This window comes from Pseudarthrobacter sp. NIBRBAC000502771 (assembly GCF_006517215.1).
Taxonomy (GTDB): domain Bacteria; phylum Actinomycetota; class Actinomycetes; order Actinomycetales; family Micrococcaceae; genus Arthrobacter; species Arthrobacter niigatensis.
Map to the genome: position 1 here is coordinate 391,406 of NZ_CP041187.1, position 21,847 is coordinate 413,252.

Annotated in this window: 19 protein-coding genes and 2 pseudogenes; 17 read left to right on the forward strand and 4 right to left on the reverse strand. The window is 66.9% G+C overall.

What is annotated here, in order from left to right:
- Nucleotides 1-72: 72 nt before the first annotated feature.
- From NIBR502771_RS01725 to NIBR502771_RS01755, 7 genes are all read left to right on the forward strand, one after another.
- A complete protein-coding gene (locus NIBR502771_RS01725; protein ID WP_141158189.1) occupies nucleotides 73-825 on the forward strand; it encodes a VOC family protein in 753 nt (250 codons plus the stop codon).
- Nucleotides 826-834: 9 nt separating this feature from the next.
- Complete coding sequence (locus NIBR502771_RS01730) at nucleotides 835-1,374, forward strand: NUDIX hydrolase family protein (RefSeq protein WP_141158190.1); 540 nt, start codon at nucleotides 835-837, stop codon at nucleotides 1,372-1,374.
- An 88-nt stretch (nucleotides 1,375-1,462) separates the two neighbouring features.
- Nucleotides 1,463-2,494, forward strand: a complete 1,032-nt coding sequence (locus tag NIBR502771_RS01735; RefSeq protein WP_141158191.1) for a DUF6707 family protein — start codon at nucleotides 1,463-1,465, stop codon at nucleotides 2,492-2,494.
- Nucleotides 2,495-2,576: 82 nt separating this feature from the next.
- Nucleotides 2,577-3,302, forward strand: a complete 726-nt coding sequence (locus tag NIBR502771_RS01740) for an SRPBCC domain-containing protein (RefSeq protein WP_141158192.1) — start codon at nucleotides 2,577-2,579, stop codon at nucleotides 3,300-3,302.
- Nucleotides 3,303-3,357: 55 nt separating this feature from the next.
- Nucleotides 3,358-4,644: a tRNA guanosine(34) transglycosylase Tgt gene (gene tgt, locus NIBR502771_RS01745; RefSeq protein WP_141158193.1), complete on the forward strand. Its 1,287-nt coding sequence runs from the start codon at nucleotides 3,358-3,360 to the stop codon at nucleotides 4,642-4,644.
- 35 nt (nucleotides 4,645-4,679) lie between these two features.
- The gene (locus tag NIBR502771_RS01750; protein WP_141158194.1) at nucleotides 4,680-5,429 is read left to right on the forward strand and encodes a dienelactone hydrolase family protein; all 750 of its coding nucleotides are present in this window, start codon (nucleotides 4,680-4,682) and stop codon (nucleotides 5,427-5,429) included.
- A gap of 175 nt (nucleotides 5,430-5,604) precedes the next feature.
- Entirely contained in the window at nucleotides 5,605-6,543 is a 939-nt protein-coding gene (locus NIBR502771_RS01755) for a type IV toxin-antitoxin system AbiEi family antitoxin domain-containing protein (RefSeq protein WP_141158195.1), read from the forward strand.
- A gap of 122 nt (nucleotides 6,544-6,665) precedes the next feature.
- On the opposite strand, the gene NIBR502771_RS01760 is transcribed toward NIBR502771_RS01755, so the two are convergent.
- On the reverse strand, nucleotides 6,666-7,427 hold the full coding sequence (locus tag NIBR502771_RS01760) for a queuosine precursor transporter (protein ID WP_141158196.1): 762 nt from the start codon (nucleotides 7,425-7,427) through the stop codon (nucleotides 6,666-6,668).
- Between the two features lie 197 nt (nucleotides 7,428-7,624).
- Between NIBR502771_RS01760 and NIBR502771_RS01765 the strand changes: the two genes are divergently transcribed.
- The 4 genes from NIBR502771_RS01765 to NIBR502771_RS01780 all read left to right on the forward strand — a co-directional run bounded on the left by NIBR502771_RS01765 (nucleotide 7,625) and on the right by NIBR502771_RS01780 (nucleotide 10,550).
- Nucleotides 7,625-8,281 (forward strand): TetR/AcrR family transcriptional regulator, encoded by a 657-nt coding sequence (locus tag NIBR502771_RS01765; protein WP_141158197.1) that lies wholly within the window; start codon nucleotides 7,625-7,627, stop codon nucleotides 8,279-8,281.
- A gap of 21 nt (nucleotides 8,282-8,302) precedes the next feature.
- Nucleotides 8,303-9,214 (forward strand): TIGR01777 family oxidoreductase, encoded by a 912-nt coding sequence (locus tag NIBR502771_RS01770; RefSeq protein WP_141158198.1) that lies wholly within the window; start codon nucleotides 8,303-8,305, stop codon nucleotides 9,212-9,214.
- Nucleotides 9,211-9,621: a hypothetical protein gene (locus NIBR502771_RS01775; protein WP_141158199.1), complete on the forward strand. Its 411-nt coding sequence runs from the start codon at nucleotides 9,211-9,213 to the stop codon at nucleotides 9,619-9,621. Before NIBR502771_RS01770 ends, NIBR502771_RS01775 begins: the two co-directional genes overlap by 4 nt.
- Nucleotides 9,622-9,692: 71 nt before the next feature.
- Entirely contained in the window at nucleotides 9,693-10,550 is an 858-nt protein-coding gene (locus tag NIBR502771_RS01780; protein WP_141158200.1) for a hydroxymethylpyrimidine/phosphomethylpyrimidine kinase, read from the forward strand.
- Nucleotides 10,551-10,641: 91 nt separating this feature from the next.
- Here NIBR502771_RS01780 and NIBR502771_RS01785 read toward each other — a convergent pair whose 3' ends face one another.
- Nucleotides 10,642-12,390, reverse strand: coding sequence for a pyruvate dehydrogenase (locus NIBR502771_RS01785; protein ID WP_141158201.1), 1,749 nt, complete (start codon nucleotides 12,388-12,390; stop codon nucleotides 10,642-10,644).
- A 162-nt stretch (nucleotides 12,391-12,552) separates the two neighbouring features.
- Nucleotides 12,553-13,944, reverse strand: a complete 1,392-nt coding sequence (locus tag NIBR502771_RS01790; RefSeq protein WP_141158202.1) for an MFS transporter — start codon at nucleotides 13,942-13,944, stop codon at nucleotides 12,553-12,555.
- Nucleotides 13,945-14,184: 240 nt separating this feature from the next.
- Between NIBR502771_RS01790 and NIBR502771_RS01795 the strand changes: the two genes are divergently transcribed.
- From NIBR502771_RS01795 to NIBR502771_RS01825, 6 genes and pseudogenes are all read left to right on the forward strand, one after another.
- Nucleotides 14,185-14,856: a response regulator transcription factor gene (locus tag NIBR502771_RS01795; protein ID WP_141158203.1), complete on the forward strand. Its 672-nt coding sequence runs from the start codon at nucleotides 14,185-14,187 to the stop codon at nucleotides 14,854-14,856.
- Entirely contained in the window at nucleotides 14,853-16,304 is a 1,452-nt protein-coding gene (locus tag NIBR502771_RS01800; protein ID WP_141158204.1) for a HAMP domain-containing sensor histidine kinase, read from the forward strand. Before NIBR502771_RS01795 ends, NIBR502771_RS01800 begins: the two co-directional genes overlap by 4 nt.
- Nucleotides 16,264-17,310 carry a TAXI family TRAP transporter solute-binding subunit gene (locus NIBR502771_RS01805; RefSeq protein ID WP_246839782.1) on the forward strand — a complete coding sequence of 349 codons (1,047 nt, stop codon included), beginning with the start codon at nucleotides 16,264-16,266 and terminating at the stop codon, nucleotides 17,308-17,310. Before NIBR502771_RS01800 ends, NIBR502771_RS01805 begins: the two co-directional genes overlap by 41 nt.
- Nucleotides 17,311-17,526: 216 nt before the next feature.
- Nucleotides 17,527-18,479 (forward strand): annotated as a pseudogene (locus tag NIBR502771_RS20895) (IS3 family transposase); the annotation flags it as partial.
- Nucleotides 18,475-19,872: an IS30 family transposase gene (locus tag NIBR502771_RS01820; RefSeq protein WP_168225705.1), complete on the forward strand. Its 1,398-nt coding sequence runs from the start codon at nucleotides 18,475-18,477 to the stop codon at nucleotides 19,870-19,872. The pseudogene NIBR502771_RS20895 and the gene NIBR502771_RS01820, both read left to right, overlap by 5 nt.
- Before the next feature lie 4 nt (nucleotides 19,873-19,876).
- Nucleotides 19,877-20,179, forward strand: a pseudogene (locus NIBR502771_RS01825) (integrase core domain-containing protein); the annotation flags it as partial.
- Between the two features lie 122 nt (nucleotides 20,180-20,301).
- Here NIBR502771_RS01825 and NIBR502771_RS01830 read toward each other — a convergent pair.
- On the reverse strand, nucleotides 20,302-21,786 hold the full coding sequence (locus NIBR502771_RS01830) for a helix-turn-helix transcriptional regulator (protein ID WP_141158208.1): 1,485 nt from the start codon (nucleotides 21,784-21,786) through the stop codon (nucleotides 20,302-20,304).
- Nucleotides 21,787-21,847: the final 61 nt, after the last annotated feature.

Genomic DNA, 21,847 nt, shown 5'->3' on the forward strand with positions numbered 1-21,847 from the left:
GGCCCGTGTGCCGGACGGCAACACGTGGCATCATGGCCCTACCGGCCCATCCGCAACCCCGAGGACAATGCCATGCTCCGAGTCCGCCCCGTCCATTTCACCTCGCGCACCGAGTCCTGGAAACAGCTCCTCACCGCCCTGGGAATGGTCCCCACGGAGGACGACGGCGGGTGGACGGTTTTCGATTCGGGCTCAGGGCGGCTGGCAGTCCATCCCGCCGAGGCCGGTTCCGGACAGGACGGCCGGACGGTGCTGGCCGTGGAGGTGGGCGACGTTGCCGAATTCGCCAGGCGCACCAACGCCTCAGCCAAGGAGGACTCCCCACAGGAGGGAGCGGCGGAAGGCACCGGACCGGCCGAGCCCGTTACCGCCGACCACGGTGACGCCTGCCGTATCAGTGCGCCGGACGGGTTCAGCTTCCTCGCGGACAAGGCCGCCCACTTTGCCCAGTGTGCCGACGCCGATCCCGCCCTGGCCGTCGCCGCGGTCTGGTACACCGAGGACCCCGAAGGTGCCGTCCGCACGCTGCTGCACATCGGCGCCCGCCCACGGCCCGTGCCGGACAACGACGAAACCGCGGACTTCACGGCCAAGAACGGCGGGGTACTCCTGGTGCGGCCGGCAGCCGGAGCTTCCCGCTCGGGCCTTGGCTTTGAATACGGCGGCGGCCTGGAGCAGCTGCGGGAGCGCCTCACCGCGGCCGGCTTCTCCGCCAGCCTGACGGAGGAGGCGTTTGGCAGCACCCTCCATGTGGCCAATCCCGACGCGGGCAGCCCCAACGCGCCCGCCACGGTGTGGGTCTCCCAGCACCGCCCCATGGGGTAGAACTTAAGCATGAACGTGCGCACACCTGACCCGAATCCCGGCTGGCTCTCCGAAGAAGACCTCTTTGAGGCGCGCGGGCGGCTGCCCATGGTGTACGTAGAGGCAGTACCGGTCAGGCTGGACCCGCTGGGATACGTCAACGAGGTGGGAACGCTGTTGCAGGCGGATGCGGACGGGACCATGGTGCGCTCCCTGGTTTCCGGCCGTGTGATCTACCGCGAAACCATCCGCGCCGCCCTGCTCCGGCACATGGAAAAGGACCTGGGCCCCCTGGCGTTCCCGCAGCTGCCGCTGAGCCCCGTGCCGTTCACCGTGGCCGAATATTTCCCCGCGCCGTCCCAGACCGGCTTCACGGACGAGCGGCAACACGCCGTGTCGCTGGCCTACGTGATCCCGGTGACGGGCGAGTGCGAGCCGCGCCAGGACGCCCTCGAACTGACCTGGATGACCCCGGAGGAAGTCCTCAGCCCCGGCGTGCAGATGGAGTTCTCCGGCGGCCGCGGCGGCCTGATCCGGCAGGCCCTGGCGTTTGCAGGCGTGGGCTTCTGACCACCCCGCCGGGACGTGGGGGTCCCCGGTTTTGAGTGCCCGCCTTTGTAGACTGTAGGGCGGACCGCAAGAGAACTTAAGGACTCCCATGACCGAATCACCAGCCGCCAGGCACCACCGTGAACAGCAGGCTGGATCTCTGACCACCGGCAGCCACATCCTCCTCCCCGACGGCCGGCGCACTGCCGAAATCGACCAGGTGGAGCTTGAGCACGACGACTTCGGCTCCCCCGCACTGGTCCTGGCCAGCCTCTCCGGCGGCGGCACACTGCGGGTGGCCATCGGCACCATGGTCACCGTGGTGGACGGCGCGCACGACGACGTCACCCAGCTCCCCCTGCCGGCGGACCTTCCCGAGGCCGCACCACCCGCGGAAACCCTGATGCCCCGGAACGGCGCGCAGGAGCAGCCCGGCGCCGGGACCGGTCCCCTCAACGTGGCGACCGCCGTCGTCGTCCCTCCCCTTCCCCCGGCCCCACCCGCGGTGACCGGGCCCGGCGAGGAGGAACTGGCGCTCATCCCCGCCCCGGACGGCACCCCCGAATCCGTGGTGGAGGCAGCCGCGGAGGCCCACCCAGACGCCGAGGGCGTCCTGCTCCTGGCGGACCGGCTCTCGAAGGGGGTCAACTTCAAGTCCGGCAGCTGCCTGAAGGACCTCAGCGACCTGGCGCACGAACTGTTCATCACGCTCAAGGACGCGGACGGCGCACTGTCGGTGGCAGACCTGATCACCGTGCTCCCCTACGACGGGAACCCCGGCCGGTGGACCTCGGTGGAGGCAGCCCTGGCGCTGGCCAGCTACATCTGCCGGCAGGATGGCCAGGACGAACGGGCCGAGGTCTACGAGAAACTGATCCGCACGCCCGAAAACCAGGAGACGGACGCCTTCAAGGCACGGATGGCAGCCAAGGTGCGGCAGCGCTCGCTTAATGAACCCAACCTGTACGACAAGGAAATCTTCCGCTCGATCGACAACTCCAACCACGACGCCGAGCGCGAATGGCGGCTGCTGCGGCTCGAATCCCTGCTGTTCCTGCGGGCCCACGGCGGCTCCGAAACCATCGGCATGTCCGAACTTGAACGGCGCATCAGCAACGAGCTGGAGGCCGTCCGCTCCTGAACACATGGCCACGTTGCCGGTAACTTCCAGCAAGGGAAATTAGCCCTACCCCGGGGGTAGCCGGAGTTGTACATTCGGGGCTATGACGAACAATCTCAGCGTAGTGATCAACGCCGACGCCCCGCAGGTCTGGACCATGCTGCGGGAACCGTCCAGGGTGGCCCAGTGGCACGGCTGGCAGGCCGAAGACCTGGAGTCCGAGATCAAGGAGATCTACTTCTCCGATGTACAGGAATCCGCGGACCACACCAGCCTGACCGTGCACGGCGGGGACACGTTCGAGCTCCACCCGGTTGCGGACGGTACCCGGGTCAGCGTCACCCGCGGCGCGGTGGACCACAACTCCGAATGGGCGGCATGGGACGAGGACATCACGCAGGGTTGGCTGACCTTCCTGCAGCAGCTCCGGTTCGCCCTGGAACGCCACCCGCACGGCAAGCGGCACACCCTGTTCCTGCACCTGACCGAGGGCAACGGCCCCGCGATCGACAAGCTGGGGCTCTCCGACCTCCCGGCGCCGGGTGAGCCGTACCAGCTGACGCTCGGCACCGGTGAGGAGATCAGCGGCAAAGTCTGGTACCGGACCAGCCACCAGGTGGGGCTCACGGTGCACAGCTATGCGGAGCACGGCGAGGGGCTGTTGGTGGTGGCAGACCATCCCGCAATCAAGGACGTCCGCGAGGAGGGTGATGGCTCGTTCGTCATCGCCTCGACCTACGATCTTGGCGCCGGCGCCTTCGACGCCATCCGGCAATCCTGGGATTCCTGGCGGGCCTCGAACTACCCGGCCTCAGAACCGGCCAGCTGAGCGTACCGGGGCCCGCGTTTACGGGCCGCGGGGGGATTGCTGGCACACTGGTACGGTGCCAGCCAACCCCGCCTTCGCCCTGCCGGAAACCCGATCACAGTTCTCCTTCAAGGTCGGCACCCGCCTGGCGGAGTCCTGCCCGCCATCGGATGCGCAGGAGGCTGAAAACGGCGGGGCATTCCTGGGCCGCACCGGGACCATCACCACCCCGCACGGTGAGATCCAGACCCCGGCGTTCATCGCCGTCGGGACCAAAGCCACGGTGAAGGCCGTACTGCCTGAATCAATGGCGGACCTGGGCGCGCAGGCCCTGCTGGCCAACGCCTACCACCTGTACCTGCAGCCGGGCCCTGACGTCCTGGACGAGGCCGGCGGGCTGGGTGCCTTCATGAACTGGCCCGGCCCCACCTTCACTGATTCCGGTGGATTCCAGGTGATGAGCCTCGGTTCGGGGTTCAAGAAGGTCATCGACATGAAGTCTGTGGATACTTCCGGGCCTGACGACGCCGTGGCCCCCGGCAAAGAGCGCCTGGCGCACATCGATGACGACGGCGTGTGGTTCAAGTCCCACCTGAACGGCGACCGCCACCGGTTCTCCCCCGAAATCTCCATGCGGGTCCAGCACCAGATCGGCGCGGACATCATGTTCGCGTTCGACGAGCTCACCACGTTGCAGAACTCCCGGCGGTACCAGGAGGAATCGCTGGAGCGCACCCGGCTGTGGGCGGAGCGGTGCATCTCGGAACACTTCCGTCTGACGGAGGACCGCGCGGGCAAGCCGTACCAGGCCCTGTTCGGCGTGATCCAGGGCGCCCAGTACGAGGACCTGCGCCGGAAGGCCTGCCGCGACCTTGGCGCCATGCCGTTCGACGGCTTCGGCATCGGCGGGGCGCTGGAGAAGGAAAACCTGGGCACGATCGTTCGCTGGTGCAACGAGGAACTGCCGGAGGACAAGCCGCGGCACCTGCTGGGCATCTCCGAACCGGATGACATCTTCACTGCAATCGAAAACGGCGCCGACACGTTCGACTGCGTCTCCCCCACGCGGGTGGCCCGGAACTCCGCCTTCTACACCCCGGAAGGGCGGTTCAACCTCTCCGGCGCCAAGTACAAGCGCGATTTCGGGCCACTGCAGGAGGGCTGCGACTGCTACGCCTGCACCAACTACTCGCGGGCGTACATCCACCACCTGTTCAAGGCCAAGGAAATGGTGTCCGCCACCCTGATTTCCATCCACAACGAGCGGTTCGTGGTGAAGATGGTGGACGACGCCCGGCTGGCCATTGAGTCCGGCACGTTCTTCGACTTCAAGGCAGAGACCCTGGGCCGGTACTACTCCTGAGCATGCCTCCCGGGTGCCTCCGCTATCCTGACCAGATGCTCATCGAGATCCAGGCCCCTGCAGGCCGTGCCGAAGCCATCGTCGCCCGCCCTTCCGCCGGAACCGGCCCGTTCCCGGGAGTCATCTTCTACATGGACGCGTTCGGCCTGCGCCCGCGCATCCAGGAGATGGCCCAGCGCATTGCCGACTGGGGCTACGTGGTGCTGGCGCCCAACGTTTTCTACCGTGAAGGAACAGTCGCCGAGCTTGCCCCCGAGGGTGACATGTCCACCCAGGAGGGCCGGGAAGCCGCCGGCAAGGCTGCCTTCCCGCGGGTGGGCAGGCTGACCCCGGACAAGGCCCTGCCGGACATCGATGCCTGGGTTTCCGCGCTGGCAGCCCTCGACGACGTGGCGCCGGGCCCCATCGGGACCACCGGCTACTGCATGGGCGCCCGGCTCGCGGTCCGGACCGCCACCTCGCACCCCGAAGTGGTGGCAGCGTGCGGCGGCTTCCACGGCGGCGGCCTGGCAACGGAGGATCCGGACAGCCCGCACCTGGGGCTTGGCAACGCGCGGGCGCGGTTCGTCTTCGGCCACGCGGACCACGACCGGAGCATGGCCCCCGACGCCGTCGCCCGTCTGGGCGAAGCGCTCCACGCCGCGGGACTGCAGGCATCCAACGAGATCTACGCCGGGGCACCGCACGGCTACTCCATGGCGGACACCTCGGCGTTCCACCCAGAAGCCACGGAGCGGCACTTCCAGGAACTGCGCGCCCTGCTGGACGGGACGCTGAAGGCCTAAGCCGGCCCGCCGCCGTCGAACCCGCCGGAAAGCTGCCGGGCCGCCGGAAAGCTGCCGGGCCGCCGGAACGTTCCGTCGATCCGGCACCTTTCCGGCGAGCTGGGGACGCGGGACGTTTTCCACATGACGACGGCGGCGCCTTCCGATGGTGCCGCAGCGGCGGGACCCTGTCGGAATGACACCGAAGCAGACAGTACGCCTTCCCGCTCTTCCAGGCACCGGCAACCTGTGGCGGACGGAACAGTTGCACGGGCACGGCCTCAATTCCCGGGCCATCAAGGCCCTGGCCCTCCACGGGAAGCTGGTCCGCCTCCGCCATGGCTGCTACATCCGCGCCGAGCTGTGGGAGAAGCAATCGGGGCCAGTCCGCAGCAGGCAGCTGATCCACGCCCATGCCCACGGGACGCTGACCACTTCAGCCGGCGGCTATGTGTACAGCCACACCTCCGCCGCCCGGCTGCACCATTTGTATGTTTGGGATGTTGATGACCTGATCCACCTTTTACTGCCGGGAAACCCCTCCAGCGAGCGGCTCGGCAAGGATGTCCGTGGCCACACCCGTCCCTGGACCGGGCCGGAAGTGGTGACCCTCGGCAACCTCCGGGTGACCTCGCTGGAGCGGACGGTAGTGGATTGCGCCATGATGCTGGCTTACCGGCAGTCACTGGTTTTGATGGACCACGCCCTCCGGCTAGGTGCGGACAAGGCCCTCATGGAGAGAATGGCTGACGGCCTGCAGGGACGCCGCGGAATCCGGACCCTCCGGCTGGCGCTCGCCCACGCAGATCCGCGGTCGGAGTCCGCCGGCGAGACACTCACGCGCGAACTCCTGCTGCGGCTGAAACTTCCCCTGCCGGAGCCCCAGGTCGCGGTGGCGACGCGTGCCGGGCGGTATCGGCTGGATTTCGCCTGGAAGGAAAAGAAGGTTGCCCTCGAATTCGACGGGAAAACGAAGTACTTCGACTACAAGCCAACGGCCGAGGTGCTGTTTCAGGAACGGCAGCGGGAGAACGCCCTCACCGAGGACGGCTGGACCTTTGTGCGCGTGAAATGGGCCGACCTCTTCCGCGAACACGAGTTCAAGGCCCGTGTCCTTGCTGCGCTCCGGCCCTAGCCACCCGACCGGAGCGCCAAATCGCCGGAATGGGACCAGGTCGCCGGTAATTTCCGGCGATCCGGCAGCTTTCCGGCGGTCCCACGCGATCAGCAGTTGCAACGTACGACGCCGGGCGGCAGCTATGCGGCGTTTGTCACCACTTCCGCGGCGTGGCCGGCGGCGCCGTAACTGGGCTCGCGACGCTTGACCCAGTTGATGGCCAGCGAGGTTACGGGGACGAAGAGGAACTCCACCACGGTCTTGTACACGAAACCCACCAGCACGTAGTTCACGAAGCTGCCGGGGTCGGCGATGCCGATGACGGGTGCGGCGATGCTGCAGAAGATCAGCGTGTCCACAAACTCCCCGGCGCCCGAGGATCCCATGAGCCGCGCCCATAGGGACCTCTCCCCGGTGCGGGCCTTCATCCGGACCAGGATCCAGGAATTGATGGTCTGCCCTGCCAGGAATGCCAGCAGGGAGGCCAGGACGATTTGTGGCACGGGGCCGAGTGACCCTTCCAGGGCGGACTGCTTGGCGGCACCGTACTCGTCGTCGAACCCGGGCAGCGCAATGACAACCCAGTAGCAGAGGGAAGCGAATACGGACAGCGCAAATGTGGTGAAAATGGCTTTGCGGGCCACCTTGAAGCCGTAGACCTCACTGATCACGTCGCCGAGGATGTAAGCCAGCGGGAAGAGGAAGAAGCCGCCGTCGGTGACGATGGGGCCGAATGCCACCCCCTTGGACGCTCCAATGTTGGACAGGATAAGGACTACTGCCATGGCTGCCAGCATGATCCCGAAGTAGGGCGATCCGATGTCCGCGAATCTGGCGGCGGGACCTGCGGCAGTGGGTTGGACGGTTTGGGGCACGGCACTGTGGCCGGGGGCGGAGGTCATTGAGGGATCCGTTCAGGAGTGGTTGGCCGGCCTGCCGTACGGGGCGGCCGGTTGTATTAGCACTCGTGCCATTCTCGCACCGTGCCCTGCGGCAAAGCTCCCCCAGGAGAAGGGCTGGTTAGCACGGAAACAGTTTTTGAACATGTTCAACTACTGTGGCACACTGTTTTTGAACATGTTCAAGAATGGGGATGCCGATGGCAGCGAAGAGCGAACAGACCAGGCAAATGCTGGCGGACACGGCGCTGCGCATGTTCCGAGATATCGGGTTCGAGAAGACCACCATGCGCGCCATCGCCGGCGGGGCAGGCGTCTCCGTCGGCAACGCCTATTACTACTTCGCGTCCAAGGATGACCTGGTCCACGAGCTGTACATCCAGGTGCAGGCAGAGCATGCGGCACGGGCCTCGCAAGCGTTGGACGGGACCGCTTCCCTGGCTGAGCGCCTGAAGGCCACGCTGCATGCCGGCCTTGACGTCATGGCCCCTTACCACCGGTTCGGCGCGGACTTCGTTGCTACCGCAATCCGGCCAACATCACCGGTGAACCCCTTCTCAGCACGGTCCACGCCCGCGCGCGAGGCATCCCTGGACATCTTCAGGCGCACCGTGGACGGGGCCAGGCCTGCCGTACCGAAGAAGCTGCGGACCGACCTGCCGGAGCTGCTGTGGCTTTGCTACATGGGCATCACCCTCTTCTGGGTCTATGACACCTCGGAGGGCCAGCGGCGGACCAGGAGGCTGGTGGACGGTGCGGCCCCACTCATTGCCCGCGGTCTCGCACTGGCCCGCATCCCGGGAGTCAGCAAGGTGCTGGACGACGTCCTGGACCTGAGCCGCAGCATCCGCGATTAGGGAAGAAATATTGGGGGAAACATGGACTGCACAAAGACCGTGGTGGTGGCGGGGGCTTCCGGCTTCATCGGCACATACCTTCGCCGGCGCTTCCAGGAAGACGGATGGACCGTGCGCACCATTGGACGCAAGGGAACGGGCAGCGCCGCGGCCGGATGGGATGACGACGCCGTCATGGTCCGGGTGCTCAACGGCGCCGGGCTGGTGGTGAACCTCGCCGGACGGTCCGTCTCCTGCCGCTACAACCGGCGGAACAAGGCGCTCATCATGGACTCGCGCGTGGCCACCACCCAGGCCCTGGGGCGGGCCATCGCAAAATGCCCGGAGCCGCCGTCGACCTGGCTCAATGCCAGCACCGGCACCATCTACCGGGATGCCAGGGACCACCCCCAGCCTGAAACCGACGGCGAGCTTGGCTCCGGGTTCTCCGTGGACGTGGCCAAAGCGTGGGAGGCCGCCCTCGCGTCGGCCACCACGCCGGCCACCCGGAAGATCCCGCTGCGGATCGCCATCGTGCTGGGCCGCGGCGGCGGCGCGCTGGCGCCGTTCGCCAACCTGGCGCGGCTGGGCCTGGGCGGCCACATGGGCGACGGCGGGCAGAAGTTCAGCTGGATCCACGTGGAGGACCTGTACCGCAGCATCCGCTTCCTGCATGCGCGGACCGACGTCACCGGACCCGTTAATGTGGCGTCGCCGGACGTGGTGAGCAACCGGGAGATGATGCGCCTGGTGCGGCGGGCCTACGGCGCCCGCTTCGGGCTCCCCACCCCTGCGTGGCTCCTCCGTGCAGGGGCCGTCCTGATCCGCACCGAAACCGAGCTGGTGCTCAAAAGCAGGTGGGTCCAGCCGCAGAAACTCCTCGACGCGGGCTTCGTCTACAGCCAGCCGGAGCTGGGCCGGGCACTGCTGCAGATCGCCAAGGGCCGGGAATGAGCCGCCCGCTCCGCGTCACCTTCGGCCCAGGCGCGTTCCTTCCCGGCGCGGGCCTCACGGTCCTGGTCTTCGGGTTCCCCCTGGGTTTCCCCGGCTACCTCTACGGAACGCTCTCCGCGCTAATCCTGGGAATGCCCCTGGCGCTGGTTGCCGGGATCTGCATGCGGCCCGTCCGCAACCAGCTGCTCCACGCCGTGGCCGTCGGCGTGGCAGGGCTGGTTACGGGGGTGCTCACGCTCATGGTCATCACCGGCAGCCACTGGTCCGCAATGTGGGGCACGATCCTGTGGACGGGGTTCTGTGCGGCGCTGGGGCGGGCAGCCGTGTCCGGCCTCGTCACAGTCCATGACGCGCCCGCGCGGGAACCCGTGGTTGCGCAGAAGCCCGGCCCACCGCTGGAACCCTGACCATACCGCGTCCCGGCCCCCTGTCCGGTGACACATGGAAAGCGCCCGACGCCGGGTGGCAGGATGGATGCATGACTTCCGCTACCCCTGACGCAACGCTGCCCACCGCAAGTCCCGCCGTCGTCCTCACTATCGCCGGCTCCGAAGCCACCGGTGGCGCCGGCGCGCAGGCCGACCTGAAGACCTTCCAGGAACTCGGTGTCTTCGGCATCGCCAACCTCACGTGCATCGTGTCCTTCGACCCGAAGGACAGCTGGAACCACCGGTTCGTGCCGGTGGACCAGCAGGTGATCGCGGACCAGTTGGAGGCGACGACGGCGGCGTATGGTCCGGCGTCTGGCGCACCTTCGGCTTTGGATACGGTGAAGATCGGCATGCTGGGCAGCCCCGCCACCATCAGCACGGTGGCCGGCGCCCTGCAGGAGAACAGCTTCGCCAACGTGGTGCTGGATCCGGTGCTGATCTGCAAGGGCCAGGAGCCCGGCCACGCGCTGGACACGGACCAGGCCCTGAAAGCCCAGATCCTGCCGCTGGCCACGTTTGTCACGCCCAACCACTTCGAGGCGGAGTCGTTGTCCGGCCTGGACATCACGGACGTGGAGTCACTGAAGGCCGCTGCGGTCCGGATCCACGAGCTCAGCGGCGCAGCAGTCCTGGCCAAGGGCGGGGTTCGCCTGGAAGGCCCGGACGCCGTCGACGTCTTCTACGACGGTGAGACGCTCGAAGTCCTGAGTGCTCCCAAGGTGGGCGAGGTGGCAGTTTCCGGTGCGGGCTGCTCGTTGGCCGCCGCAGTAACCGCCGAGCTCGCAAAGGGTGCCACGCCGTTGGATGCTGCCCGGACCGCCAAGGATTTTGTTACCGCCGGCATCCGCAACCGCGTTGCCTCCGGTGCCCCGTTCGACGCCCTCTGGCAGGGCGGCGCCCGGTAGAACCGATCTCCCCGCGGGTTCGCCGGAAACCCTCGAGACCGCCGGGATTTTGCGGCGAACCCGGCAGTTTCCGGCGAACTCGGCAGTACAGCTAGCGCCGCGGGATGTTGCGCAGGTTGCTGCGCGCCATGCTCACGGCCTCGCCCGCTCCCCGGTTCAGCACCACCTTGGACATGGCCGTGGCGAATCCCAGCACCTGCGAGCCGGAGATCTTCGGCGGGATGGACAGCGCCTTGGGATCGGTGATGAGCTCCACCAGTGACGGGCCGGGGTGCGCGAACGCCTCCCGGTACGCCGCCTCGATCTGCGCAGGATCGGTCACCCGGACGGCATGGAAGCCCAGTGCCTCTGCCACGGCCGCATAGTTGGCGTCCGGGACGTCCACGCCGAAGTCGGGCAGCCCGTCCACCAGCATCTCCAGCTTGACCATGCCCAGGGTGGAGTTGTTGAACACCACCACATTGACCGGCAGCTTGTAGGCGGCGGCGGTGATGAGCTCACCCAGCAGCATGGACAGCCCGCCGTCGCCGGAGACGGAGATGACCTGGCGGCCAGGGTAGGCCAACTGGGCGCCGATGGCGTGCGGCAGGGCGTTGGCCATGGAGCCGTGCAGGAAGGACCCGATGAGCCGGCGGGTGCCCAGCGGGTTGATGTACCGCGCGGTCCAGACGTTGCACATGCCGGTGTCCGCGGTGAAGATGGCGTCCTCGGCGGCCACCTGGTCCAGCAGCGACGCCGCGTACTCCGGGTGGATGGGCTGCTTCTTCTCCGCCTTCCGGGTGTACGCGCCCACGGCCTTGTTCATCAGCCGGTCATGCTTCTTCAGCATCTGGTCCAGGAACCGGCGGCTCTTCTTCGCCGTCACCAGTGGCAGCAGAGCGCGCAGGGTGGGCAGCACGTCGCCGTGGACGGCAATGTCGACGTCGGTCCGGCGGCCCAGCCGGTGGGCCACCCGGTCCACCTGCGCGGTGCGGGTGTCCGGCAGGAACTGGTCATAGGGAAAGTCGGTGCCCAGGAGGACCAGCAGGTCGGCTTCCTCGATGCCCTCCGCGGCGGCTCCGTAGCCCAGCAACCCGGTCATGCCGATATCGAACGGGTTGTCGTACTGGACGAAGTCCTTGCCGCGCAGGGAGTGGCCCACCGGCGCCTTGGCCAGTTCGGCGAGCGCCATCAGCTCGCTGTGCGCCCCCTCCACGCCGGCGCCGGCGAAAATGGCCACCTTGCCGGCGTCGTTGATGGCGTCCGCGAGGGCCTGGACGCTGGCCGGGTCCGGGATCAGGCTGGCCGGCCGGAAGGTGGCCGGGAGCGGCGTGGGGCCTGCGGCTTCCAGTCCTGCAATGTCGCCAGGCAGGGTCACGACGGCGACTCCCCCAAGCCCCAGCGCGTGCTGGATGGCGCTGTGCATCACCCGGGGCGCCTGCTCAGCGGTGCTGACCAGCTCCGAGTACACCGAGCACTCGTTGAACAGCCTGTCCGGGTGGGTTTCCTGAAAAAAGCTGCTGCCGATCTGCTTGCTGGGAATGTGCGAGGCGATGGCCAGCACGGGCGCCCCGGAGCGGTTGGCGTCGTAGAGCCCGTTGATCAGGTGCAGGTTTCCGGGGCCGCAGGATCCAGCACAGACCGCCAGCCTGCCAGTGAGCTGGGCTTCGGCAGCGGCGGCAAAGGCAGCGGCTTCCTCATGGCGGACGTGGATCCAGTCGATGCCGCCCTTCGCGGCGCCACCCGTTTGGCGGACGGCGTCCACGATCGGGTTGAGGCTGTCACCCACAATCCCGTAGATCCGCTGCACGCCGGCAGCCTGGAGTTGTTCGATGAGCTGGGTGGCAAGTTCCTTGGCCATGGTGCAGACTCCCGCGATTGTGGTGGTGTTGACACTCGCCCAATATAGTCCGCCCACCCCGGGCACACCTGGGCGTGGCATGCAAAAGGAGGCGTACGACGGCGGCCCGGCAGCCGCCGTCGTACGCCTCCTTGGGGAGCTGGCCCCGGGGTGCCCTAAAGGCTACCGTCCGGCACCCACCCGCTCTTCGCCGTCGGCCGCGTTGGATGCCCATGCATGGCCCTGTTCCTCATCAAGGTGCGTGGCCTTCTTGTTCTTCAGGGCGAAGATGTAGACCACCAGCGAGATCGCGATGGTGATGGTCACGTAGGTGAAGAACAGGTCCTCACGCGAGGCTTTCTGGAACGCGGCGCCGATCAGCGGCACGGTGCCGCCGAAGAGCGAGTTGGCGATCGCGTAGCCCAGGCCCACGCCGAGCGCACGGATGGAGGCGGGGAACAGTTCGGCCTTCACCAGGGCGTTGATCGAGGTGTAGCCGCCGACAATCAGCAGGCCACCCATCATCAGCAGGAACGCGGTGAAGGGGTCCTTGGTGCCGGCCAGGGTGGAGAGCAGCGGCCAGGTGAACAGCACGCCGGTGATGCCGAACCAGAGCAGCAGCGGCTTGCGGCCCACCTTGTCCGAGATGATGCCGTAGACGGGCTGGAGCAGCATGAAGATGAACAGGGCCCAGAAGTTGATCACGGAGGTGTCGGTCTTGGCGATGCCGGAGGTATCGTTCATGAACTTCAGGATGAAGTTGGTGTAGGTGTAGAACGCCACGGTGCCGCCAAGGGTGATGCCGATGCAGACCAGCAGCGGCTTCCAGTAGCTCGTGAACAGCAGCTTCATGGTGCCCGGCTGGGCCTGTCCGGCAACCACGGGAGTCTTGGCGGCCTCTATCTGCTCGGCGGAAACGGTCTCCTCCATGGAGCGGCGGAGCCACAGGACCACGAGGGCAGCCACGCCGCCGATCGCGAATGGGATGCGCCAGCCCCACTCGCCCAGGTCGCCCTTGGGCATGGCGTTCTGCAGGATCACCAGGACCAGCAGGGCCAGCATTTGGCCGCCAATCAGGGTGACGTACTGGAAGCTGGAGAAGAAGCCGCGGCGCTTGCTGGTGGCGGCCTCGGACATGTAGGTGGCGCTGGTGCCGTACTCGCCGCCCACGGAGAAGCCCTGGATCACGCGGACCAGCACCAGCAGGATCATGGCCCACAGCCCGATGACGTCCTGGGTGGGCAGCACGGCGATGGCAAAGGAGCCTGCGGACATCATGGTGACGCTGAGCGTGAGTGCGGCCTTGCGGCCCTTGCGGTCCGCGTACCGGCCGAAGAACCAGGCGCCGATGGGACGCATCAGGAACGACGTCGAAAAGACGGCCATCGCTTCGAGGCCGGCCTGGAGCTCATCCTTGGAGTTGAAGAAGTGGGCCTGGAAGTAGGCGGCAAAGACGGTGTAGACGTAGAGGTCGTACCACTCCACAAGGTTGCCGGCGGAACCTTTCAGGATGTTGCCCACGGCCCGCCGGGTCTGGGCGGCCTCCGATCGGGGCGCGGTTTGCTGGGTGCTCATCGGTGAGTTCCTCCTTGTGGTGACGTGCGTCCTCCAACGCCGGAGGGCCTCATCCACGGTATGGGTGATCCACCGCACAACCAACGCGGAGGGGCAATTCCTAACACTTCCTTAGGTATCCGCTGACGGCCTCTCCCCGCCTTGCCGGCCTGCCGCCGTCGGGCAAATCCGTTCTTCAGGCGGTAGTCTCCAAAGGCGGGGGATGATCCAGGCACCGCAGCAACGGCAAGGAAGATGGCAATGGACGTGCTGATCGTCGAGGACGACGACGCCATGGCAGGTGCCCTGACCGCCGCCGTCGAAAGCGCCGGCCACCACCCCCGGCGGCTCGCGCGCGGCGCTGACGCGCTGCTCTCCCACCGGAACTTCCAGGTGATCCTCCTCGACCTGGGACTGCCGGACATGGACGGGCTGGAGGTGCTGCGCAAGCTCCGGCAGGTCACCGACGTCCCCATCCTGATCCTCACCGCGCGGGACGACGAACGCAGCGTGGTGCTCGGGCTCCGTTCCGGCGCGGACGACTACCTGGTCAAGCCGGTCAAGCTGGTGGAACTGCTGGCCCGGATCGAAGCGGTGACGCGGCGGGCGGCGCGGGCCGGGGGCGTCCAGCAGGAAGACACCATTGTGCTCGACGACCTGGCGATCGACCTGAAGCGGCACACCGCTACAAAAGCGGGGCTGCCGCTGGCCCTGACCGCCACCGAGTTCGAACTCCTCGCCCTGCTGGCACGCCACGCCGGCTCGGTGGTTACCCGCGAACAGATCCTGGACGCACTGTGGGGTGACGCCTTCCTGGCCTCCTCCCGGTCCCTGGATGTCCACCTCACCGGGCTGCGGGCGAAACTGCAGAAACCGGGCTTCATCATCAACGTCCGCGGAGTGGGCTACCGGGTGGAAACGGCTTCCGGATGAGGCTGCGGGTGCTGGGCGTCCTCAGCGTACTCTGCCTGGTGGTGGTCTTCCTGATCTCGGGCACCATCCTCACATCCGCGTCACGTGAACTGACCCAGGAGCTCCAGATCAACCGGGCCGCGTCCCTGAACCGCTTGGCCCAGGTGGCCTTTGACGCCGCGGGCGATGGCGACACGGCGCGGCTGCAGCGGGAGATGGACACGTATTCCGGGTTGTACGGCGAGGGGATCGTGGTGCGCGTTCAGGAGCAGACCCTGGCCTCCGGTGGTTTGGATGCCGGACGGCCCGACGTGCAGAACGCCTTGTCCCTGGCCCGGCTGAACGTCAGCAACACCACCCTTGAACCACTGGAACCCCTTGGCTCCGGTTCGCAGCTCATCTTCCGGCCGTTCGGCAGCGCCAGCCAGGTCCTGGGCGCCGTGCTGCTGGACGTCCACGCCGACGCTGCACGGCAGAAACTCCGCGAACGCTGGCTGGGGGTGGGGGTTGCCGCGCTTGCCCTGGCGGCCGTACTCCTGGTGGGGGCTGCGCGGGTCACCGGCTGGGTCCTGCGTCCGGTCCTGCGCCTGGATTCGGCCCTGCACGAGCTGGAGCGGACCGGGCGCACCGGGAGCCTCCCTGAGGACGGGCCCCCGGAGCTGCGGGAACTGAGCCGGTCCTTCACAGCGATGGCGCGGACTGTCAGTGCCAGCATGGCAGCACAGCGCCAGCTGATTGCGGACACCTCGCACCAGCTGCGCAACCCGGTGGGGGCACTCCGGCTGCGGCTGGACCTGCTGCAGCTCGAGTTGAAAACGGCCCGCGAACACGACGCAGCCGAACGTGCCGTGGCGGAGCTGGACCGGGTGGAAGAGATCCTGGACGGAGTGTTGAAACTCGCCGCAGCTGAGCACCGCGCGTCCGAAGGTTACCTGCGGGCTGCCGGCAGCCTCGAAGAGCTTCCCGCGCCGGACCCGATGGACCCGTTCCCTGTGCTCCAGGGCGAAATCGAACGGGCAGCCCCGTTGGCGGAACAGGCAGGCTGCCGGCTGGTCCTTGCTCCGGCCCCGCAGCCGCCGGCACTGGTTTCCTGCCACCCGGCGGAGCTGGCCCAGATGGCGGCCGAGCTCCTCAACAACGCCATCAAGTACGCCCGGGGTGCCACCATCACGGCGGCGGTCCGGCCGGAACCGGGCATGGTGGCGGTGGAAATTGCCGACGACGGTCCAGGGCTTACCGCCGCTGAGCGCGCCTCGGCAGCCACCAGGTTCTGGCGGTCGCCTCAGCATGCGTCGGTTCCGGGCACCGGGCTGGGCATGACCATTGTGGGAGAGCTTGCCGCTGCCAACGGCGCCCGCCTGGTGCTGGCCGACGCCGTCCCCCATGGGTTGTCCGCGCGCATCGAGTTCCCCGCCCATCCTGCCGGCCATGCGCTCCACGGTTCCAGCCGGGGTGGTGCCCGTGCATGATCCCGTTGCCCCGGGCGGTCCAGTGCCGCAACTGCCGCGGCGGTCCGTGCTCACGTCCGTCGTCGCCGTCGGACTCGCGGCCTGCCTGCCGCCCGGCCTCAGCGCCTGCACCGGGGGCGACCGCCCGGAGGACCTGGTTGTGGCGGGCGGTGAGCCGGGCGGCTTCTACCTGGAGTTCTCGACGCTGCTGGCCGCAGCGCTTGAGCGCCACGGCGTAGCCGGCCACGCCGGGGCCGTGGCAACCGGCGGAAGCCTCGACAACATCGCCGAGTTGCGGGCTGGGCGTGCCGCCTTTGCCGTGGCCCTGGCCGATGCCGCCGGGGACCAGTCCGGCGGGGAGGCGGCAGGGATCGCTGCGATCGGCAAGGTTTATGAGAACTACGTCCACTGCGTGGTCCGGAAGGACAGTGGCATCCGGGACATTTCCGGGCTGGCAGGGCGGCGGGTGGCCGTGGGGCAACCCGGATCGGGGACTTCCCTTACCACTCCCCGGTTGCTCGAAGCAGCGGGGCTGGGCACCTCAACGGATGCCGCGCAGCCCTCTGCGGGGACTGCCGGCGTCGAACATCTTGGCCTGAACGACGGCATCGCGGCGCTCAAGGCGGGGACCGTGGATGCGCTGTTCTGGTCCGGTGGCGTGCCCACCGCCGCCATCGCCGCCGCGCAGCAGGAGGTGGCGCTGGAACTGCTGGACTTGTCCGCGCTGCTGCCGGAGCTGCGCCGGAGGTACGGCGGAATGTACGACCGGGTCCTGATTCCGGAGGGCAGCTATCCAGGAGTACCCGCGGTGTGGACAGTGGGGGCTCCCAACCTGCTGCTCTGCCGGCGGGACCTGGACAGCGCCACCGTGGAGCGCACAGTCCAGTTGCTGGTGCACAACGCCGGCGAACTCATTCCCCAATCCACCCTGGGCGTGCAGTTCCTTAGCGCGGAAAGCCTCATCAACACCGCCGGGATCCCCCTGCACCCTGCCGCCGCTGGGGCTTACCGCAAGCTCCACGGCTGACCAAACGCCCCATCACCTTTTGCCGCCTTAACCCAAACGCCCCATCACCTCCTGCCCCACAAACCAAAACGCCCCATCACTTTCGCCCAGAAAGTGATGGGGCGTCAGGAAGAAACCCGCAGAAGGTGATGGGGCGTCAGCAAGAAACTGGGGTTAGCCTCTGTTGGTGGACACCTGAAGTAGCGGGATCCTGGGATTCTGCGGGAAGGTGTTCTTGTGAGCACGACACGACGTAAATTCACTCCTGAGTATCGGCGGGAGGCTGCGCGTCTGGTGATTGATACGGGCAGGCCGGTCGCGCCGGTGGCCCGCGAACTGGGTCTGGGTGAGCAGTTGCTTGGCCGGTGGGTGGCTCAGGAGAGGGCGCGTTTGGCGGCTCCGGAGGAGTTCGCGGCGGCCGAGACGGAGAAGTCGGAGCTGGAGCGTTTGCGCCGGGAAAATGCGCAGTTGCGGATGGATAACGAGTTCTTGGGAAAAGCCGCAGCCTTCTTCGCCTCCAAGCAGCAGAATCGGAATGCTTCGAACTGATGGAGGCCGAGAAGGCCAACTATCCCGTCCAGCGGATGGCCCGGCTCTTACGGGTGTCCCGGTCCGGGTTCTATGCCTGGCGCCAACGAGTCCATTCAGAAGCCACGGTTCGCGCCGCGGAGCGGGCGGATCTGGATGTGAAGGTCCGAAAGGCGCATGCGAAGTCATGCGGGACGTATGGGGCGCCCCGGATCCGCGCGGAGTTGGCCCGGAATGGGACCGCTGTTGACCGGAAGACCGTTGCGGCGTCCATGCGCCGGCAAGGCTTGGAAGGTATCTCGCCGCGCCGTTTCCGTCCGGTGCCTCCGGTCGGGGAGGTCCGGGTGCACTCCATTCCGGATCTGGTGGCCAGGAAGTGGGATACCGGGACCTTGGACGCGGTCTGGATCTCGGACATCACTTACCTTCGCACCGGCGAGGGCTGGGTGTATTTGTGTGCTGTCAGGGACGCCTGCTCCCGGCGGGTGATCGGCTGGGCGATGGACTCGGTCCAGACGGCCAGCCTGGTGGAACGCGCGCTGCGCATGGCTTACGTCCTGCGCGGCGGCGGCCCGGCCGGTGTCGTGTTCCATGCCGACCGCGGCACCCAGGGCGTATTCAACCGGTCGAAGCAACACCTGGTCACGGAGGTGTTGGATGTCGGTTCGCAATCGTCAGAAGCAGGTACGGGCGTATAGGGGGCAGATCCCTTCGCCGGGTCGGCCGTCGGTGGCTTGGCGCGAGGACAGGGTGCGGTTCTGGGTCGCGATCGCCTCTGGTGCGAAGACCCGGGACGCCGGCGTTGCGGCAGGCGTGTCAGAACCGGTGGCGCATCGCTGGTTCCTGCACGCTGGCGGTGTGAATCCTCAGCTGGCCCCGACACTGTCCGGGCGGTATCTGTCCTCGAACGACCGTGAGGACATCGCACTGTGGCGTGCGCAAGACTGCGGGGTGCGGGAGATCGCTCGCCGGCTGGGGCGAAGCCCCTCTACGATCTCGCGGGAGCTGCGTCGGAACGCGTCGACGAGAACGTACCGCTTGGACTACAAGGCCTCGACGGCGCAGTGGCATGCCGAACGACGAGCCCGCCGTCCAAAGACCGCGAAGCTGATCACGAACGAGGGCCTCCGCGATTACGTCAACGACAAGCTCAGCGGACACGTCAGAGCCGGCGGAGGAGAACGTTTGGGGCCGGTCGGCCCGGTCTGGGACGGGAAGAACAAACCGCATAGGGAGGACCGCGAATGGGTGAGGGGGTGGAGCCCTCAGCAGATCGCGAAACGTCTGCCGGTCGAGTTCCCGGATGATCCAACGATGCGGATCTCGCACGAAGCGATCTACCAAGCCCTTTACGTTCCGGGCCGGGGCGGACTGACCAGGCAGCAGGCGTGGCACCTGCGCCGGGGGCGCACGAAACGCACACCAAGAGCGCGAACACGTCAGCAAGCCTGGGCGCATGTCACCGACGCCACAACCTTGAAGAAGAGACCCGCCGAAGCCGACGAGCGGAAAGTCGCAGGCCACTGGGAAGGAGATCTCATCATCGGTCTCAACCGGTCAGCGATCGCGACTCTGATCGACCGCACGACGCGTTTCGCCATGCTCGTTCATCTGCCTCGGCAGAAGGGTTACGGCCTGGTCAAGCCGACAAAGAATGGGCCTGCATTGGCTGGCTACGGGGCGGTCACGATGAAGAACGCACTCGTCCGGACCTTCGAGGTGCTGCCGGCGGATCTGCGCCGCTCCCTGACGTGGGACCGTGGGAAGGAGATGTCCGCGCACGCCCTTCTGACGCAGGAAATCGGGTTGCCGGTCTATTTTGCCGATGCGAAGAGCCCGTGGCAGCGCGGGAGCAATGAACATCTCAACGGGCTACTTCGGCAGTACTTCCCGAAAGGCACCGACATCTCTCGCTGGAGCACTCCAGAGATCCAAGCTGTCGCCGACATCATCAACAACCGGCCGCGCGGCGTCTTAGGATGGCGCACTCCAGCGGAAGCCTTCGCGGACCAGCTAAGCTCAGTCCCAATAGCAACTGTTGCTTCGACCGGTTGAATACGCCCAGTACACCTGCGCCCAACTAAACGACGTCTACGACAAGCTGGGCATTCTCCAATCCGTTGGCAGAACCGGCGTGTGCTGGGATAACGCGATGCAAGAATCGTTCTGGTCCACGCTCAAGACCGAGTTTTACGACCGCCGCCGCTGGGCAACCAGGCACGACGCGATCATGGCCACGGGGCGCTGGATCGAGGAGTTCTACAACCGCGTCCGATTGCACTCAGCTCTGGGCTTCAACACTCCTGTGGAGCACGAGCTACTGCTCTCCACAGCACAACCTCAGCCGGCACAAGCCGCCTGATCAACTGTCCACGATTTGCGGGCAACCCCAAAACCCGCAGAAGGTGATGGGGCGTCAGGAAGAAACCGGCAGGAGCTGATGGGGCGTCAGGAAGAAACCCGCAGAAAGTGATGGGGCGTTGTTCAGCTCCCGGAGTGGGCCTGCAGGAAGCTGTACACCTCGGTTTCGTCCACTCCAGGGAAGGCGCCTGGGGGCATGGCTGCCAGCAGGTGCGAGTGGGCCCGCGCCGAGGGCCACGCGTTCCCGGCCCACTGGTTGGCCAGTTCGGCGGGCGGCCGTTTGCAGCAGTTCGGATCCGGGCAGTTGGACGTCTCCCTGGCCGTGGTTTCCCGCCCGCGGAACCACTTCACGTGCTGGTACGGCACCCCGATACTCAGGGAAAACTCCCCGCTGGCGGACCGCTCGGTGCGGGCCGTGCACCAGTACGTGCCGGACGGCGTGTCAGTGTACTGGCTGTAGGCGCTGAACTTGTCCGGGACGTCGAACACCGCCCGCGACGTCCAGGCCTTGCACGACGGCTGGCCCTCGATGGCGCCGGTGTGGTCCTGCGGGAAGTTCACGCCGTCGTTCTCGTACGCCTTGTAGATGATGCCGCTCTGGTGGGTCTTCTGGAAGTGCGTCGTGATGCCGAGGTGCTTGGTGGCCAGGTTGGTAAACCGGTGCGCGGCGGTCTCATAGGACACGGCGAACGCGTCCCGGATGTCCTCGACGGCGATTTCCTTCGCTGCTTTGGCTTTTTGCAGAAATTCGACGGTTGCCTGCTCGGGCAGGAGCAGGGCGGCGGCGAAGTAGTTGGTGGCTACCCGCTGGGCCAGGAAGTCACCGTAGTTCTTGGGCGTTTCATGGCCCAGGACATAGTGGCCCAGGGCCTGAAGCAGCACCGAGCGTGGGTCGTGGTCCTGCCGCTGGCTCTGCGTCAGGTAAATTTTGCGGTTCTTCAAATCCGTCACGGAACGGGTGGAATGCGGCAAATCCCCCACGTGATGCAGGGTGAAACCGAGATGCTCGGCGATGTCCGCGATGACGTGCTGGCTCAGCGGACCTGCGGTGTAACCAACCTCCTTGAGGACCTTCTGCGCCTCTGCCTCGTACTCAGGGAAATAGTTGCCGCGCTCCCGCATCATGGCCCGCAGTTCGCCGTTGGCGCGGCGGGCTTCCTCCGGGGTGGCGACCTGCTCGTTCATCTTCCGTTCCAGCTCGTGCAGCAGTCCGACCTGGGCCTCCAGCACATCCAGCGGAAGCCGCGAACTGATGCGGATTTTGGGCAGGTCCAACGACTCGTACAGCGGCCCGCGCTGGTAGCGCTCCAGCTCGATTTCCAAGGCGGCGCGGCGGCTGGGCGGCTCGGCCCCGAGCAACTGGTCGATGCTGACATTCAGCGCCGCTGCCAAGTGCTGGAGCAGCGTCAGCTTGGGCTCCCGCTTGCCGTTCTCGACCAGGCTCAGCTGGCTGGGAGCGGTCCCGACGGCGGCACCCAGGTCATCGAGCGTGAGCCCGGCTTGTTTGCGGAGATGGCGGACGCGGCGGCCCAGCGCAATGACGTCAAGTTCCGCTGCGGCGGCTGACGGTGGCTGGGAAACGTCCCTGTTCCAGCTTGAAGGCGACATTTATGAAGAATACGTGAAGAAGTGCATTTCTTTCCAGACTTTCCATCTAGAAAGGGGGTTG